12 protein-coding genes, 1 tRNA gene and 1 pseudogene are annotated in these 16464 nt (G+C 66.1%); 6 read left to right on the top strand and 8 right to left on the bottom strand.

From position 1 onward, the window contains the following. Window positions 1–38: 38 nt before the first annotated feature. The 4 genes from AC3A3J_RS02180 to AC3A3J_RS02165 form a co-directional block, all read right to left on the bottom strand. Window positions 39–794, bottom strand: a complete 756-nt coding sequence (locus AC3A3J_RS02180; RefSeq protein WP_487670718.1) for an HAD family hydrolase — start codon at window positions 792–794, stop codon at window positions 39–41. Window positions 795–948: 154 nt separating this feature from the next. Next, window positions 949–1025: transfer RNA gene (locus tag AC3A3J_RS02175), tRNA-Pro, on the bottom strand. Between the two features lie 52 nt (window positions 1026–1077). Next, window positions 1078–2019 carry a metallophosphoesterase gene (locus tag AC3A3J_RS02170; protein ID WP_487670717.1) on the bottom strand — a complete coding sequence of 314 codons (942 nt, stop codon included), beginning with the start codon at window positions 2017–2019 and terminating at the stop codon, window positions 1078–1080. After that, the gene (locus AC3A3J_RS02165) at window positions 2010–4544 is read right to left on the bottom strand and encodes a transglycosylase domain-containing protein (protein WP_487670716.1); all 2535 of its coding nucleotides are present in this window, start codon (window positions 4542–4544) and stop codon (window positions 2010–2012) included. The genes AC3A3J_RS02170 and AC3A3J_RS02165 overlap by 10 nt, the downstream gene beginning before the upstream one ends. An 87-nt stretch (window positions 4545–4631) precedes the next feature. Here AC3A3J_RS02165 and sp36 point away from each other — a divergent pair, with 87 nt between their 5' ends. Beyond that, window positions 4632–4856, top strand: coding sequence for a Sp36 family protein (gene sp36, locus AC3A3J_RS02160; RefSeq protein ID WP_487670715.1), 225 nt, complete (start codon window positions 4632–4634; stop codon window positions 4854–4856). Then, window positions 4853–5311 carry a RidA family protein gene (locus tag AC3A3J_RS02155; RefSeq protein ID WP_487670714.1) on the top strand — a complete coding sequence of 153 codons (459 nt, stop codon included), beginning with the start codon at window positions 4853–4855 and terminating at the stop codon, window positions 5309–5311. The genes sp36 and AC3A3J_RS02155 overlap by 4 nt, the downstream gene beginning before the upstream one ends. Window positions 5312–5373: 62 nt before the next feature. Here the strand turns inward: AC3A3J_RS02155 and acs are convergent, their stop codons facing one another. Next, window positions 5374–7341 carry an acetate--CoA ligase gene (acs, locus tag AC3A3J_RS02150; protein ID WP_487670713.1) on the bottom strand — a complete coding sequence of 656 codons (1968 nt, stop codon included), beginning with the start codon at window positions 7339–7341 and terminating at the stop codon, window positions 5374–5376. A 389-nt stretch (window positions 7342–7730) separates the two neighbouring features. Between acs and AC3A3J_RS02145 the strand changes: the two genes are divergently transcribed. From AC3A3J_RS02145 to AC3A3J_RS02135, 3 genes are all read left to right on the top strand, one after another. After that, the gene (locus AC3A3J_RS02145) at window positions 7731–8741 is read left to right on the top strand and encodes a TadA family conjugal transfer-associated ATPase (protein WP_487670712.1); all 1011 of its coding nucleotides are present in this window, start codon (window positions 7731–7733) and stop codon (window positions 8739–8741) included. 71 nt (window positions 8742–8812) lie between these two features. Next, window positions 8813–9643 carry a type II secretion system F family protein gene (locus AC3A3J_RS02140; RefSeq protein ID WP_487670711.1) on the top strand — a complete coding sequence of 277 codons (831 nt, stop codon included), beginning with the start codon at window positions 8813–8815 and terminating at the stop codon, window positions 9641–9643. A 122-nt stretch (window positions 9644–9765) separates the two neighbouring features. After that, on the top strand, window positions 9766–9957 hold the full coding sequence (locus AC3A3J_RS02135) for a DUF4244 domain-containing protein (protein ID WP_487670710.1): 192 nt from the start codon (window positions 9766–9768) through the stop codon (window positions 9955–9957). A gap of 41 nt (window positions 9958–9998) precedes the next feature. On the opposite strand, the gene AC3A3J_RS02130 is transcribed toward AC3A3J_RS02135, so the two are convergent. Together AC3A3J_RS02130 and AC3A3J_RS02125 are read right to left on the bottom strand one after the other, a co-directional pair. Continuing rightward, window positions 9999–12464, bottom strand: coding sequence for an AAA family ATPase (locus AC3A3J_RS02130; RefSeq protein ID WP_487670761.1), 2466 nt, complete (start codon window positions 12462–12464; stop codon window positions 9999–10001). A gap of 20 nt (window positions 12465–12484) precedes the next feature. After that, window positions 12485–12718 (bottom strand): hypothetical protein, encoded by a 234-nt coding sequence (locus AC3A3J_RS02125; RefSeq protein WP_487670709.1) that lies wholly within the window; start codon window positions 12716–12718, stop codon window positions 12485–12487. A gap of 118 nt (window positions 12719–12836) precedes the next feature. On the opposite strand from AC3A3J_RS02125, the gene AC3A3J_RS02120 reads away from it, so the two are divergent. Continuing rightward, complete coding sequence (locus tag AC3A3J_RS02120; RefSeq protein ID WP_487670708.1) at window positions 12837–16181, top strand: type ISP restriction/modification enzyme; 3345 nt, start codon at window positions 12837–12839, stop codon at window positions 16179–16181. Between the two features lie 148 nt (window positions 16182–16329). Here AC3A3J_RS02120 and AC3A3J_RS02115 read toward each other — a convergent pair. Next, window positions 16330–16464, bottom strand: a pseudogene (locus AC3A3J_RS02115) (ISL3 family transposase); the annotation flags it as partial.

Genomic DNA, 16464 nt, shown 5'->3' with positions numbered 1-16464 from the left:
GCACGGGTATCCGGCCGGTGGCGCGCCCGTGCCGCCGGTCAGAGGGTGGGGAGGAGGCCGTCGAGCTTTTCGGCGGTGTCCTCCCACCCCTCGACCGCGACGGAGGGCACCCCGAGGGCGCGCACGGGGTAGTCGTTGCCGCCCTCGTCGAGGCGGTCGCCGTAGAACAGCATGGCGTCGAGCGGGATGCCCGTGAGCTCGGAGAGCCGGGTCATGCCGTAGGCCTTGTCGATGCCCGCGCGGGTGATGTCGATCGACGTCGATCCGCCCGATCGCACCTCGAGTCCCGGAAGGCGCGGGGCGACGGCATCGCGCAGTGCGGCGCGCTTCGCCCCGGTCGGGTCCCACTGCTGCTTCGCGTCGTGCGGGGCGCGCTGGCCCAGGGCGGAGAAGGTGATCTGCGACCCGCGGTCCTCGAGGATGTCGCCCCAGGGCTCGGCCTCCCACAGGCCCAGACGCTCGGCCTCCTCCCGCAGCGCGGCGAGGGCCGACGTCTTCTCGTCGTCGCTCAGATCGTGCGCGTAGACCGTCGCGAAGCCCGATCCGTCGTGCCGGAGGTAGCGGGTGCCGCACGTGGGCAGCAGGTGCAGGCGAGCGAGGTGAGCCGCATCCGTTCCGTCGAGGCGCGCAATCACCTGCGAACGGAACTGCGTCTCGTTGCCGCCCGAGATGATGGCGACATCGACCGTGCGCAGGAGTGCGCGCAGCAGATCGGCGATGCGGGGGGTGATGGCTGCCTTCGAGACGGCGAGCGTGTCGTCGAGGTCGAAGGCGACGAGGGAGGGCGCGGTCATGATGCCTCCAGCCTAGGAGACGGCGGGTGGGGACGAGAGCGCCGCCGCCGGGACTGTGCACGAGAGCGCGAGCACGGCCCCGACCATGGCGCCCGTGGGCGAGCCGGAGCGGATACGAAGAAGGCCGCCCTCGCGGGCGGCCTTCCGGTGTCACTGGTCGGGGTGACAGGATTTGAACCTGCGACCTCTTCGTCCCGAACGAAGCGCGCTACCAAGCTGCGCCACACCCCGTTTGCAACCCTCCGAGTCTACAAGGAAAACCCGCGAGCGCCCAATCGGGCGATCAACCGCGCGCCGTGAGGGTCAGCAGCGTCGCCTCGGGGCGGCAGGCGAAGCGCACGGGGGCGTAGATGGAATGGCCGCATCCTGCGCTCACATTGAGCGGGACGGTGCGCCCCTCGTGCTCCCAGGTGCTGAGGCCCTTCGCCTGCTTCAACGGGATGTCGCAGTTCGCCACGAGGGCGCCGAAGCCGGGAAGGCACACCTGGCCTCCGTGCGTGTGGCCGCCCAGGATGGCGTCGACACCGAGGTCGATGAAGCCGTTCAGCACACGCTGGTAGGGCGCGTGCGCGACACCGAGCACCGGAGTGGTCGATGAGCGCGCCCCGAGGGCGTCGAGGGCATCGGGGAGCACGTCGAGACGGTCCCACCGGCGATGGGGGTCGTCGACCCCGACGAGGTCGACATCGAGGCCTGCCACGGTGAGTCGGGCGGCGGTGTTGTTCAGGTCGGTCCATCCGAGCTCGTCGGTGAAGTACGCGTCCATCGCGGCGGTGTCGAGCCGACGCGGTTCGGAGGTGCTCTTCGACGGGCCGGTGAAGTACTTCAGGGGGTTGCGCGGCGACGGTTCGCTGACGTCGTTCGAGCCGTGCACGAAGACGCCGGGGATGCCGGCGAAGGGTTCGAAGGCACGGCGGATGCCGTCGAGGCCGTCACGGTGACCGAGGTTGTCGCCCGTGTTGACGATGAGGTCGGGCTGCAGCTGAGCCAGTGATGCGAGCCAGTCCTGCTTGCGGTGCTGCCAGGGTGCCATGTGCGCGTCGGAGATGTGCAGGATGCGCAGTGGGGCAGCCCCCTCGGGGAGCGCGGATGCCGTCGCCTCGCGCACCGTGAACAGGTAGCGCTCGATACCGATGCCCCACACCGCGGCGGCGGCGCCAGCGGCCCCCACCGCGCCGAGCGCGATGAGGGCCGGGTGCGCCGTACGTCGCGCGGTCACCCGCACGCCACGTTCACGGTCGCGGATCGCGTGGTGGCGGAGCCGGGCGCTGGATCCGTGGCCGTGACCTTCGAGCCGCCTGTGCTGCAGGTCGCATCGAACTGCGGACTCAAGCCGGCGCCCAGGAGGCTGGCCGAGGCCTGCCCGCGGGACATGCCGACGAGGTCGGCAGGCACCGTGGTGCCCTGCCCGTTGCTCACCGAGATCGTGATCGTCGCACCGTTCGGCGCCTGACCCTGGGGGTCCTGCGCCACGACGATGTTGGTCGCCTGGTCGCTGTTCACCGGAGCGCCGTCGGCCACCGCGAAGCCCGCGCCTTCCAGAGCCGCCCTGGCCTCCTCGATCGTCATGCCCACGACATTGGGAACGTCGGTGAGCACCTGACGGGTCAGGGAGTTGTCGGGCTGGGGGAAGCGGTCTCCGCCGTAGACGTCGTTCGCCGCCGCCTGAGCGGCCTTGGCGAGCGGATAGCGCATCTCGTTGAGGAGCTTTCCGGCGATGCGCTTCCGATAGATGTCGGCCTGGCCCTTCCATCGACCGGCCCAGACCGCCGTCGTGACCTTCGAGCTCGATTCGATCATCATGGTCGACCAGCGGTCGTGAGTTCCGGTCTTGCCGATGAGTGGCGTGCCGTCGAACGGGTTCGCCGCGGCGCCGGTTCCGCCGCCGGCCATCACGCCCTGCAGCGCATAGGCCGCCGTGGCAGCGACCTCGGGCGAGATGACGCCCTCCTTGCAGTCGATCTGCGGGATCTCGTGTTCCGTGCCGTCGGCGTTGAGGACCTTGTCGATCGCGCGCGGAGCGCAGAGCGTGCCGCCGCTCGCCACCGTCGCATAGGCGTTCGCCATTGCGAGGGGCGAGATGTTCTTCGGCCCGAGCACGTCGTAGGGCACGTTCTCGTCGGTGACCTTCTTGCCGCTGGCGAGCGTGACGCCCATACGATCGGCGACCTTGTTGATGTCGCAGATGTCGAGCTTCGCGGCCATGGCGAAGTAGCCCGAGTTCAGCGACTGCGCGGTGAAGTTCATGACGCTGCTCGTGCCGCCCTGGCCGCCGCCGAAGTTACCGATCTTCTTGGTGTCGACGTTCTGGGTGCCGCCGCAGACCTTCATCTTGAGGTTGGTCTGCACGCGGCCGTTGAGCACCTCGTTCACCGAGTGGCCCTTCTCGAGCCAGTCGATGAGCGTGAAGAGCTTGTACGTCGAGCCGACCTGGAAGCCCCCGGAATTGCCGTACGTCGAGTCACCGGCGAACACCAGCGAGGTGAAGGCCTGGTCGTCGGTCGCGGTCTCCTGGAAGTTCGTGTTCTGCGTCATCGAGAGGATGCGACCGGTGCCGACCTCGACCGAGACGCCTGCGGCGCCGAAGTACTGGTCATCGGCGTTCGCGGGAACCACGTCGGCCATGGCCTGCGCCGCCGGGTCCTGGATTCGCATGTCGAGCGTGGTGTAGATCTTCAGTCCACCGCGACGGAGCAGCTCCCGGCGCTCCTGGGGGGAGTCGCCGAACGCCGGGTCGTTCTCGATGATCGACTTCACGTACTGGCAGAAGTACGCGCTCCGACCGGCCGTGCTGCAACCCTGGACCGGGACCTGGATCGCGGGCTGGATCGGGGTGGCCTTGGCCTCGTCGTACTCGGCCTGCGTGATCTTGCCATCGGCGAGCATGCGGCCCAGAACGTAGTCGCGTCGGTTGAGGGTGTCGGCGAACCCGTCGGCGAGGGAGTTCTGGCCCTCGGTGCGGTCGATGCGCAGCGAGTTCGGATTCTGCACGATTCCCGCGAGCGTCGCCGCCTGGGCGATCGTCAGGTTCGCGGCCGACGTCGAGAAGTAGTAGCGCGCCGCAGCCTCGATGCCGTAGACGGTGCCGCCGAAGTTCGCGATGTTCAGGTACCCGAGGAGGATGTCGTTCTTCGAATACTCCTTCTCGATCTGGATCGCGTAGCGCATCTCCTGCAGCTTGCGCTCGATGCCGGCGGCCCCCGTCGCCTCGGTCGCCTCCTGCCAGCACTTCTGCAGGTCCTCCGCGTAGGTCTCCGACGCGGTGTCGGCGTTCTGCTCGCACTCCTGGATCTGCACGTTCTTGACGAACTGCTGCGTGATCGTCGAGGCTCCACGTGACGAGGTGCCGCGGACGTTGTCGATGACGGCCTTGACGGTCGCTCCGACGTTGACGCCTCCGTGGTCGTAGTAGTTCTTGTCCTCCGACGAGAGGATCGCGTTGATCAACGTGGGGGAGAGCTGCTCGTACGTGATCGGCACCCGGTTCTGCTCGTAGAAAGTCGCGAGCACGATCGGGTCGCCGCCCGCCGGGTTGTTCGCGTAGATGGTCGACTGCTCCATGGGGGCGTCGACCTTGAGGTTGTCCGGCAGCTTCTCGAACATGGTCAGAGCGCTGTTGCCGGCGACGCCGGTCATGGCGATGACGGGGGTCACGCTGGTGGCGACGAGGAGTCCGGCGACGGCGCTCAGGCCGACGAGCCCGAGCAGGCCACCGAGCACGCCTTTCACCGTACGGGTCTTGTGAGGCATACGCTTGATCGTAGGGGAGTTCCCTGAATACCGCCTCTGACGGGCCCGTGTCGATCCGCGCCCGCGACCGACCCGATTGGGAGAGCCATGACCACGTGGGAGTACTTGACCACGCCGCTGCTGATCCACAACACCGCGGCCATCCTCAACAACTGGGGCAAGCAGGGCTGGGAGCTCGTGCAGGTCGTGCAGGGGCCCGAGGGCGGCCTCGTCGCGTACTTCAAGCGCCCGGTGACCCAGGACGGCTCGAACCAGTCCGGTCTCGCCGCCGCCGCCCAGGCCGCGCGTCAGTTCGACGGGGGTGCCGCGTGACCGTCTCCGCCCGACTCGCCGAGCTGGGCATCGAGCTGCCCGCCGTCGCCGCGCCGGTCGCGTCGTACGTGCCGGCCGTGGTGCACGGCGGCGTCGCCTACACCTCGGGTCAACTGCCGTTCGTCGATGGAGCCCTGCCCGCGACCGGCAAGGTCGGCGCCGACATCGATGCCGACGACGCGAAGGCGTACGCGCGCACGTGCGCCCTCAATGCGCTGGCCGCGGCGGCGGATGCCGCTGGCGGTGTGGATCGCCTCGGCGGTGTGCTCCGGGTCGGCGGGTTCGTGGCCTCCGTGCCCGAGTTCACGGGGCAGCCCGGGGTCATCAACGGCGCCAGCGAGGTGCTCGGCGAGATCTTCGGTGACGCGGGGCGGCACGCGCGCGCGGCCGTGGGTGTGCCGGTCCTGCCGCTCGATAGCCCGGTCGAGGTCGAGGTGGCCTTCCTCCTCGCCTGAGCATCGGTCCACATCGAGAACGCCCCCGCCGGAACCGGCGGGGGCGTTCTCGTGCCTCGTGACTACTTGACCTGCGACGAGATGATCGTCATCACGGCGGTGTCCGCGAGGGTCGTCGTGTCGCCGACCTCGCGCCCCTCGGCGACGTCGCGCAGCAGGCGCCGCATGATCTTGCCCGACCGCGTCTTCGGCAGCTCTCCGACGATGTAGACGTCGCGCGGGCGGGCGATCGCGCCGATCTGCTCGCCGACCCAGAGCCGCAGCTGCTGGGCGAGGCCCGCGGGATCGTGCGCGTCGAGGTAGCTCTGCTTGACGATCACGAAGGCCACGACGGCCTGGCCCGTGGCTTCGTCGGATGCTCCGACCACGGCCGCCTCGGCGGTGGCCTCGTGAGCGACGAGCGACGACTCGATCTCCGCCGTCGAGAGACGGTGGCCCGAGACGTTCATGACGTCGTCGACGCGGCCGAGCAGCCAGAGATCGCCGTCGTCGTCGAGCCGTGCGCCGTCGCCGGCGAAGTAGTAGCCCTGGTCCTCGAACTTCTCCCAGTACGTCTCGCGGAAACGCTCGGGGTCGCCCCAGATGCCGCGGAGCATGCTCGGCCAGGGCTCGGTGACGACGAGCAGGCCGCCGTTGCCGGTGCCGACCTCCTCGCCCTTCTCGTCGACGACGTCGATTGAGATGCCGGGCAGGGGCACCTGCGCCGAGCCCGGCTTCGTGGCGGTGACGCCGGGCAGGGGTGACACCATGATCGCGCCGGTCTCGGTCTGCCACCAGGTGTCGACAATGGGGGTGCGACCGCCGCCGATGACATCGCGGTACCACATCCACGCCTCGGGGTTGATCGGCTCGCCGACCGACCCCAGCACGCGCAGCGAGGAGAGGTCGAACTTCTGCGGCACGCTGCGTCCGATCTTCATGAACGAACGGATCGCGGTCGGCGCGGTGTAGAAGATCGACACCTTGTACTTCTCGATGATCTCCCACCAGCGCCCGGGGTGCGGAGCATCCGGTGTGCCCTCGTAGATGACCTGCGTCGCTCCGTTGGCGAGCGGACCGTAGGTCACGTACGAGTGCCCCGTGATCCAGCCGATGTCGGCCGTGCACCAGTAGACGTCGCTCTCGGCGTGCAGGTCGAAGACGTACTTGTGCGAGTACGCCGCCTGCGTGAGGTAGCCGCCGGAGGTGTGCAGGATGCCCTTCGGCTTCCCGGTCGTGCCGGAGGTGTAGAGGATGAAGAGCGGATTCTCGGCGGGGAACGCCTCGGCGACGTGGTCGGCGGATGCGGCCGGCACGGCGTCGTGCCACCAGACGTCGCGGCCCTCGACCCACTCGACCTCGTTGCCGCCGCGGCGCACGACCAGCACGTGCTCGACGGTCTGCTGTTCGCCGTCGCCGCGATCGCTCAGCGCCTGGTCGACCGCGGGCTTGAGTGCCGAGACGCGCCCCTTGCGGTATCCCCCGTCGGCCGTGATGACGACCTTCGCGCCCGCGTCGTCGATGCGTGCGCGCAGACTATCGGCGCTGAAACCGCCGAACACGACCGAGTGGATGGCGCCGAGGCGGGCGACGGCCAGCATCGCGGCGATCGCCTCGGGGATCATCGGCAGGTAGATGGCGACCCGGTCGCCGTGTCCGACGCCGAGATCGGCGAGCACGTTCGCCGTTCGTTTGACCTCGTCGGTGAGCTCGGCGTACGTGATGGTGCGGGAATCACCCGGTTCACCCTCCCAGTGCAGGGCGACGCGGTCGCCGTTACCCGCCTCGACGTGGCGGTCGAGGCAGTTGTAGGCGACGTTCAGTTCCCCGTCGTCGAACCACTTCGCGAACGGCGGGGTCGACCAGTCGAGCACGCGCGAGAACGGCGTGTGCCAATGCACGAGGTCGCGGGACTGCTCGGCCCAGAAGCCCTCGCGGTCGGCGGCTGCGCGCTCGTACAGCGCGGGGGAAGAGACGGACTGCGCCACGAACTCCGCAGAGGGCGGGAACTGGCGGCTCTCGTCGAGAAGGTGATCGATCTGGCTGCTCATCGGCAGACGCTCCTTTGCGGCTGGACATGCCCCGGTGGTGCGCCAGGGACAGAGTGAATCTAGTCTCGCCCACCTCGCCGGCATACTGCCGAAAGTAGGTAGCGTGGCGGGTTTTGTGAGGACGGTCGCCTTGTGTACGCTCAACTCCAGCCGAATACTCATTCCGGCTTCTGCGCGCCCGATTCCCCCGATCGGATCGCGTCCGGCGGCACCTCATTCCCCCCATGAGGTGCCGCCTTCTTCGTGTGCGGCAGTGGATCGCCGACCGTCGGATGCGGTTCGTCCGTCGTCGAGAATGCGTCCTGCACGACTTCGCGCTGGCGAGACGCTGTGCACACGTCGCGTGACGTCGAGGAATCCGCGGGGGCGGTCGGATCTAGCGTCTTCGCATGCCCGAACCGTTCCTCCTCCTCCCGCGTCCCGCGCCCGCCGATGGGCCGGGCGGCAGGGCGACCGAGTCGGACCATCGTCTGCACGCCGATCTCGGCCCTCTCGCGCCGTATGGAACGGATCCGGCGGTGACTGACATGTTCGTCAACGGCGCCGCCGGCCTCTTCGTCGATCGGGGAGCGGGAGTCGAGCACGTGCCCGAGTGGCGGGCGTCGGAGCGGGAGGTGCGCGACCTCGCCGTAGCGCTGGTCGGTCGGGGCGGTCGGCACCTCGACGATCAGGCCCCCTGCGTCGACGTCCGACTTCCGTCGGGGGTCCGTGTACACGCGGTACTGGCGCCGGTGGCGACCGCGGGCACGGCCTTGTCGATCCGCATCCCTCGGGTACGCGCTGCCGACCTCGACGCGCTCGCCGCACTGGGCAGCATCGACCGGCCTCAGGAGCGCTGGTTGCGGCGACTGGTGACCGAGCGCGCCAACGTGCTCATCACGGGCGGCACCGGCACGGGCAAGACGACCCTGCTGTCCGCACTCCTCTCTCACGCCGCATCGGGGGAACGGTTGGTGACCATCGAAGACGTGGCCGAACTGCGCCCGAACCATCCGCATCACGTCGCCCTCGAGGTGCGGCAGTCGAATCTCGAGGGCGCCGGCGGAATCACGCTGGCGCGACTGGTGCGGGAGTCGTTGCGCATGCGGCCCGACCGACTGATCGTGGGGGAGTGCCGTGGTGAAGAGGTGCGCGAACTCCTGTCGGCTCTGAACACGGGTCACGACGGCGGCGCCGGCACGATGCACGCGAGCGGTCTGGGTGACGTGCCCGCCCGTCTCGAAGCGCTCGGGGCGCTGGCCGGAATGGACGCCACCGCCCTCGCGCGTCAGGCGGTGAGCGCGTTCGGGGTGGTGCTGCACCTCGAACGGCTCCCCGACGGCATGCGGCGCATCGGTCGAGCGGGCACGCTCGTCCTGCACGGCGACCGTCTGAGCATCGAGGAAGTCCGGCCGTGGTGAGGCGCCGTGCGGGCGACACAGGACCGCGTTCGGGGGTCGTCGATGCGACGGAGGCCGCAACCTGTCTGCAGATGCTCGCGGTCCTCCTGCAGGCCGGCGCGCACCCCGTCGAGGCGTGGCACCACCTGGCCACGACCGGCGATCCTCGCGCCGAGGCGATCGCCGAACGGTTGCGGGATGGGGACGGCGTGGTCGAAGCGTTGGAGGCGGAGGGCGGTGCCTGGCGCGATGTCGCCGCCGCGTGGGAGATCGCGACGACGGTCGGGGCGCCGTTGGCCGATGTCCTCCGATCCGTCGCCGAGACGCTCCGAGACGCGGCCGCGGGGGCGGACGACGTGCGGATAGCGCTCGCCGAGCCCGCCGGCACCGCGCGGCTGCTGCTGTGGATGCCGGTGGCCGGGCTGCTCCTCGGACTCGTGCTCGGATTCGACACGCTCGGCGCGGTCACGCGGAATCCGATCGGCGCCGTCTGCCTCGCCCTGGGTCTGGCGCTCGTCCTCGCTGCACGGATGTGGACGCGCCGCCTCCTGGCGAGGGCGGTGCCCCCTCCCGGCACTCCGGGTCTGCAGGCCGAACTGGTCGCGGTCGCGCTCTCCGGCGGGGCGTCCGTCGAGCGGGCGAGGCGACTCGTGAGCGAGTCGTCGATCGAGATCGTCGACGACGAACGGGTGCCGACCGTCCTCGATCTGTCGCGGAGCGCGGGCGTACCCGCGGTGGAGTTGCTGCGGGCCGCCGCGGCGCACGAGCGTCACGCGGCTCGAGTGCGCGGACGGATGCGTGCCGCGCGCCTGTCGACGCGCCTGCTGCTCCCGCTCGGGGTCTGCACGCTGCCCGCCTTCCTCCTGCTCGGTGTGGCCCCGCTGCTGTTGAGCGTTCTCGGCTCGACGCCGCTGCCGACCTGATCACAGCCCCCCGATCGCAACTCACCGAACCGCGACCCACCGAACCACGACTCACCGAACCACGACCCACCGAACCACGAAGACCGGGCGCATCCGCGTCCGCAGAGAAGAAGGAGACACCCATGATGACGACACGCACCGGGCACCCGCACCCGTCCCGGACGGCGCACCTCCTGCGCCGGAGGGAGGCAGGGGTCGCGAGCCCCGCGCTCCCGCCGCTCGACGGACGTCGCGCGAGGACGCTGTTCGGCGACGACTCCGGTGCCGCGACCGCCGAGTATGCGATCACGACGATGGCGACCGTAAACGCCTGAAGACATACTTCAGCTGCGGGCGATACGCCGAGGAGGTGCCGCTACGAGCGTCGCGTGAGGGACTTATAGAACCGCCAATCTCCGGTGCCGGAGGCGTCGTACTGAAAACACCGGCGAATGGCGTCGATGTCTCGTAGCACGCCGATCAGCGAGGCTGGAGCGAAGCTCGCGGATCCGGCTGTGCCGTAATGACTCACCCAGTTGGCCACGATCGCCGGAACGTGTCTGCTGGTGAGGTCGGCAATCTGCTGAGTCTCTAGCACGATGGCGCCAGCGGCTTGGCGAAGAGTCACGGCATCAACGATTGCATCCAGGCACGCGCCAACCATCTTCGAGTGGTCATTCACCGCAAGGTCGATGGGGACAGGTATCTGAACCTTGCGGATTATCTGCTGGAGAACGAACTCGAGGTACTGTCGAATGAGGCCCGCCCCCTCCGAGACCTGTCCGGCCTGCAGGTAGCGCTCTGCGTCGCTTCGCAGGCGATCGACGCTCTGATTGTGCGCCGTGACCGGCGTAAGCGGGGGCCACCCCTGGAGCTTCTGGTGATGCCAACCGTGTCCATCATCAAGGCGGTCGAAGTACTTCTCGAGAGTCACGTCGTGACTTAGCAGAATCACTTGAAGGCCGTCGTTCAGACCGTCGTGCTGCAAGCGCGTGCGAAGCTGCTCCATGAGCCTGAACTGATGGCCAGCGTCGAAGCTCGAGGTCACATCGTCGAGGATCACGAACCGGGGGGCTTTGCCGTGGCGCGCAGCAGCCGAGAGAAACACCGAGATCGCGAGGGCATTTCGGTAGCTTTCCGACAGCACAGCGCGTGCTGATACCGACGTGGCTCCATGGAAGTCTGAGAGCTCAACCGCAAGCTGCTCACTCCCCTGAGAGCGCGTGAGCGTGGGCACGATGTCTCCAACACTCATCACTCCCTCGAAAAGTTGCTGGTACTCGAGACGAAGCTCATCGAGGATTCGTTGTGACATGTCCGCTTCAGCAGCCGCGAACGACCGGTAGGCGGCGTCGACGAATGTCTTCCAGTCGGCAAATGACCGCAACTCCGCCTCCACCCGCTTTAGCGCCGCGCGAGCGTCGGACCACCTCAGGAGTGCAGACTTCGCAGCTTCCCCTGCCGCGACTTGTTCAGCGAGCTGAACAAGCGAGGGAGGCAGAGACGCTTCGATCTGCTCAATATCCGCTTCCACCGACGCCAACCGTGCGGCAAGCAGATTCTCGAGTGCCAGGAGCCTAGCCTCCCCCTTAGCGATGAGTTCTTCGCTCAGCCCAGAACCCGCGTGGACACTTTCGCGAATAGTGATCGCGATAGGGTCCTCGTCATCTAGCCGCGGAGACACACGTTCCTCGAGTTCAGCAAGGCGAGTAATAAATGAACCAGTGGCGACCTCTTCACGCACGGACGCCCAGCGGTCTTTCATCAGCTGGAGTGCACTTAGTCGTTCAGCCACGCGCCCGCCAAGATTGTCTACGCCTCCCCGCTCGCAGAGTGGGCATACCGAGATCTCCTCGACGTGCTGGTGCAGGTAGTCGTCAGCTGCGGACAGCAGATTTTCCAGCTCTGCTTCGGTCGCACGTGCGCATGCCTCGATGTAGTCCCGAACCCGCCGCTCGAGTTCATCTGCGGCGCCTTCGGTTGCGCGCGAGTGGGTCACCGCAAGGAGAGAGGCCTTTTGCCCCGACAGCCTTGCGTGGCGTTCGCGTAGCTCCCCGCTCTCCGCTTCGAAGACAGTTCTCTTGAGGGCGGTGAAGTCGACCGATTCGAGTTCCGTCACTTCGGCGAGCAGCGGGGCAAGCAACACCACCCCACGCAGTGATTGAACAACGTCGTTCCCCCAAGTCGATGCGAGCGATATGTCGTCAATCCCCTGGGCCGTGAGCGTGGTGTAGTGAACCGAGAAGTCCCGAAGTGCGCGTTCCGCTTGTGCTTGAAGGCTTGTCCGCTTTGCTTCGATTTCGGGGATTCCGAAGTCCGTCCTGAACGTCTGAGCGTTGGACACGGCCTTTAGAGATCTCAACAGGTCGCCGTACTCGGAGAGGCCGAGAAGCGAGGAGAATGATCGACCCCGTGCGAGAGCCGTGTCCTCGATGAATCGGTTGAATGCTGCGTAATCGAGGAGAGCGAAATCCTCATTCATAGCGGCGAGCAGCGCCTCGGGTGAGGTGGTGTCCGAGGAAGACACACGCCTGACGCCGTCAGAGTCGCGCTCGATCTTGATCTGTATGCTCGCGCTCCCATCGTCCGGGGCGAGAGTCACGACGATGGTTGACTGCCTGCGCGAGTGGAAGAGGTTTGATACGTAGTTGTCCGGGTTTTCCGCGGACTGCATCCCGTCGAGACGACCGACGCGGCCTCGAAAGGCATACTCCAGCGCTTCATAGAAAGAACTTTTCCCGGACCCGTTGGGAGCGAAAACCGAGTTGACCCGGTCGGTCTTGAAGTCGAGTACGAGGGGAGCGCCCTCGTTGTTCACGCCTCTGAAGCCTTCGACGGACACTCGGGTCAAGAAGTAGCGAGTCAACGCTCGTCCTCCGATGCCCTGGCAAGATCGGCGAGTACTTGGTTTCTCACCGCGGTGTTGAAAGTCGATCGAGCGGATCGGCGCGATTCATCCGATGCGGCCCCAAGCAAGATCGGGATGTGATCTGCGAGTATCGCCGACATCTTTGCGTTCAAGCTTTCCGTGTGCCGCAGGAACTCCTGCAACTCCACATCTAGCCCTGTACCGTGCAGCTGGAAATCATCTGGCATCGTGAACCCTCCCTCGCGTCGTCAACGGACCGAGCATAGCGAGACCTCGTAGCCCCTTTCCGGCGACGCGGGGGTCGCGGTCGGGTGCACACGCAACCGTGTTAGTAGTGTGAGGCTCATGTCGTCGATGGTCGATTCAGCAGTCCGTGCGCTTGGGGAAGAGCTCAAGCACAAGCTCGCACAACCCTCCGTCTCGGGAGACCCCGAAGATCAGTTGAGGACGCCGCTAGACACCTTCCTTCGGGCAACGGCCGGCGCCCTGGGGTTCTCGGATGTGAATGTAATCGGTGAAGTGAAGATGGCGGACGTCTCCTCGCGACCGGATTTCGCTCTAACCATCGGGAAAGCACTCACCGGATTCGTGGAGATAAAGGCCCTCGGAAAGGGGGCTGATCCACGCACTTACAAGGGACATGACAAAGCACAGTTCGAGCGGTTAAGACTGCTACCGAACGTGCTCTATACGGACTCCCAGTCCTGGTCATTGTGGCAGAACGGGGAATTGGTTGGTCGCGTCGAGCGGCTTGATGGCGACGTCGCAAGTGTGGGGGGTGAACTCGCGGGCGGCGACCGGCTGGAAGGCATGCTCCGAGCGTTCCTGAGCTGGGAGCCGATCCCACCTTCGAACGCGGGAGAGCTCGCGCGCGTCTCAGCGCGCCTGTGCCGCTTGTTTCGGGCTGAGGTCGTGGCGGAGCTCAGTGACGGGGCACGGACTCTCCGTTCCACCGCTGACGACTGGCGACATCTTCTATTCCCCACGGCTTCGGATGAGCAATTCGCGGACGGTTATGCCCAAGCTGTGATGTTCGGCCTCCTCATCGCAAGAGCGAAGGGCATCTCGATCGAGCAGGATACTGACCAAATCGGCAAACAGCTCGGCGCTACCAACTCCCTGGTCGGACGTGCCCTGCAGGTGCTGGGCTCGGTCGCCGAGGACGAATCGGGGCTGAAAGCGGTACTCGACACTGCGAAGCGAGTGCTCTCCACTGTCGACTGGCCCAAGCTAGAGAAAGGCAGCAGACGCGACGCTTGGCTCTATTTCTACGAGGACTTCCTCGCAACCTACGACAGTGACCTCCGGAAGCAAACCGGCAGCTACTACACACCGATCCCGGTTGTAGCAGCGATGACAAGGTTGACCGACGCGGCAATTCAGCGTCTGCTGGGACTCCAGTCCGGCCTAGCGGACGACGCCATAACCTTGATCGACCCGGCGATGGGAACGGGAGCGTTTCTCCTCGAAACGCTCCGCCTCGTAGCGGGCCGACACGCTGCAGATTACGGGCCAGCAGCCCAGGGTCCTGCGCTAACGGAGCGGCTGAAGAAGGTGATTGGTTTCGAGATCCAGCTCGGTCCATACGCTGTCGCTCAACTTCGCCTCCTTGCAGAGCTCACCGCGCTCGGTTCAGCCGCAACCGCCGACCAGCTCCGTACCTACGTGGCGGACACTCTAAGTGATCCAAACGCCGAACATAGAACGATCGGCCAGTTCTACGAGCCAATCGCGGAGTCACGGCGTAGCGCAGACCGAATCAAGCGGGACGAGCAGATTCTCGTCGTGCTCGGCAACCCCCCGTATAAGGACAAGGCGAAGGGAAAGGGCGGTTGGATCGAGACGGGTGCGAACGACGGGCTCGTGCCTCTTGACGATTACACGCCGCCGAAAGAGTGGAAGCTCGGCCCGCACGTGAAGCAGTTGCGGAACTCGTATGTCTACTTTTGGCGGTGGGCGACCTGGAAGGTCTTCGACTCGGTGCCCAAAGATGCGCCCGGCATCGTGACTTTCATCACGGTCGCGGGTTTCTTGGACGGCGATGGTTTTCAACAGATGCGCGCGTCGATGCGAGATCAGGCGACGGATATCTTCGTCATCGAATGCTCGCCTGAGGGCCTTATGCCTCCTGTCAGCACCCGCATCTTCCAAGCCGTCCCCCATCCTGTGTGCATAGTGATGGCAGTGCGACGCCCGGGAGGAAGCTCGGAGCCCGCGACGGTCAGGGTGCGCTCTCTGACTGCCGGCGACCGATCCGAGAAATTCAGGGAACTAGCGGAGATCACCCTCGACGACGATGGATGGTCCCCAGTGTCCACGTCCCCCCGTGCTCCGTTCACGGCTGTGGGAGACGTCAATTGGACGCGCCACCCACTACTAGACGATCTGTTCTCCTATGACGGTTCGGGGGTGATGCCTGGCCGTACGTGGGTTGTCGGCTCTGATTCCTGGACCCTGAACCGGAGAATCGAAACCCTTCAGGAAGAGGCTGACCCTGATCGTCAGCGTGCATTGTTCAGCGAAGGCGCCGGATTGAGGGTTGACAAAGCGCTGAAGGAGGGTTTGCCCGGATATTCGGTCAGACCAGTCCCGATCGCCAGCGACACGGGTGCAGAACCCCCGATCCGCTACTCATTTAGACATCTCGACCGTGCGTGGATCATTCCTGACAAGCGGGTGCTGAATCGACCGAACCCAACCCTTTGGGCAACCGCGTCTGACGAACAGGTGTACCTGACGGCCCCGAATTCGGATTCCCCCACCGACGGACCTTCCGTTACAGTCGCCGCATCGCCTCCCGACATGCACCATCATCGAGGGCACGGCGGAGGTCGGGTGTACCCGCTGTGGGCCGATCAAGCAGCCTCGATACCCAACGTACGTGCATCGGTGCTCACAGCTCTGAGCCAGGCGTACGGGCGGTCGGTATCGGCAGCGGAGGTGCTCGCCTACGTCGTCGGCGTCGCGTCGCACGCGCACTACACGCAGAGTTTCGCCAGCGACTTGGTCACGCCCGGCGTTCGCATACCCTTCACCCGACAGGCATCGCTATTCGATCGAGCGGTGGAGCTGGGTAAGCGGAGCATTTGGTACCAGACATACGGACTCCGGATGAAACAAACTGGCCATTTCATGACTGCAGGTGGGTCGCCGCGGCTGCCTGCCGACCGGGCGCCGCGGAACGTGAAAGCAATTCCAACCACGACGGATGGGTTTCCAAGGTCTCTTTCCTACGATGCCGAAGGGCTGCGACTGTCGGTCGGTGACGGCGTTATCGACCAAGTGACACCGGAGATGCGTGCCTATTCCGTGGATGGCGTGAACGTCATCGATAAGTGGTTCTCGTACCGAAAGGCGGACCGGTCACGTCCGATCATTGGTGATCGCCGCGTTTCTGATCTCATGAAGATCCAGCCTGACCATTGGCTTCCTGAATACACAACCGACCTGGTGGATCTGCTGAATGTCATCGGTCTACTAGTTGATCTTGGCGCCGATCAGGCAACACTTCTGCAAGAGATCGTTGATGGTGAAACCCTGGACGGTTTGGCTGGGCTCGGTGAAGACGTAAGCTCCGCGACGCCCGCAGCGAAGCACGCGGTGACGCATTCTCGTGCCTCGCAGGTGGGTCAAATCGGCTTCGATTTCGATGAACTGGAGCGAACTGATAGTGACGAAACAGGGTCCTGAGCTGAGCTGAGCTGAGCTGAGGTGGCCTGAACGGCGCCACTATCGCTTCACTCGTTCTACCGTGCCGCGGAGCAGCCGCGATCACCGCCGCGGATAGTTGCGACAAGCGGCCCCATCGTCGACAACGGCCAGACAGGAAAGTGGCTCTTCACGAACGAGGGTGTAGCGCGGGCCTGAAGCCTCCGGCCTCGAGCAGCGATCTTGCGGCGTAGTGCGTGAGGTTCCGGAAGCCGAGGGCGGAGCCCCGGAGGTGCTCGAGGCGGCCGTTGATCGCCTCCGTCGG

The organism is Microbacterium sp. Soil_N32 (assembly GCF_057655505.1).
Note: the sequence above shows the minus strand (reverse complement) of the source record. Positions and strands in the feature narration are given on the sequence as shown.

What these genes read in the sequence shown, in the direction of transcription:
- AC3A3J_RS02120 (WP_487670708.1), top strand. Translation starts at nt 12,837, where the DNA reads ATGTCGTCGATGGTCGATTCAGCAGTCCGTGCGCTTGGGGAAGAGCTC.
- AC3A3J_RS02135 (WP_487670710.1), top strand. Translation starts at nt 9,766, where the DNA reads ATGATGACGACACGCACCGGGCACCCGCACCCGTCCCGGACGGCGCAC.
- AC3A3J_RS02145 (WP_487670712.1), top strand. Translation starts at nt 7,731, where the DNA reads ATGCCCGAACCGTTCCTCCTCCTCCCGCGTCCCGCGCCCGCCGATGGG.
- sp36 (WP_487670715.1), top strand. Translation starts at nt 4,632, where the DNA reads ATGACCACGTGGGAGTACTTGACCACGCCGCTGCTGATCCACAACACC.
- acs (WP_487670713.1), bottom strand. Translation starts at nt 7,341, where the DNA reads ATGAGCAGCCAGATCGATCACCTTCTCGACGAGAGCCGCCAGTTCCCG.
- AC3A3J_RS02165 (WP_487670716.1), bottom strand. Translation starts at nt 4,544, where the DNA reads ATGCCTCACAAGACCCGTACGGTGAAAGGCGTGCTCGGTGGCCTGCTC.
- AC3A3J_RS02140 (WP_487670711.1), top strand. Translation starts at nt 8,813, where the DNA reads ATGCTCGCGGTCCTCCTGCAGGCCGGCGCGCACCCCGTCGAGGCGTGG.
- AC3A3J_RS02180 (WP_487670718.1), bottom strand. Translation starts at nt 794, where the DNA reads ATGACCGCGCCCTCCCTCGTCGCCTTCGACCTCGACGACACGCTCGCC.
- AC3A3J_RS02125 (WP_487670709.1), bottom strand. Translation starts at nt 12,718, where the DNA reads ATGCCAGATGATTTCCAGCTGCACGGTACAGGGCTAGATGTGGAGTTG.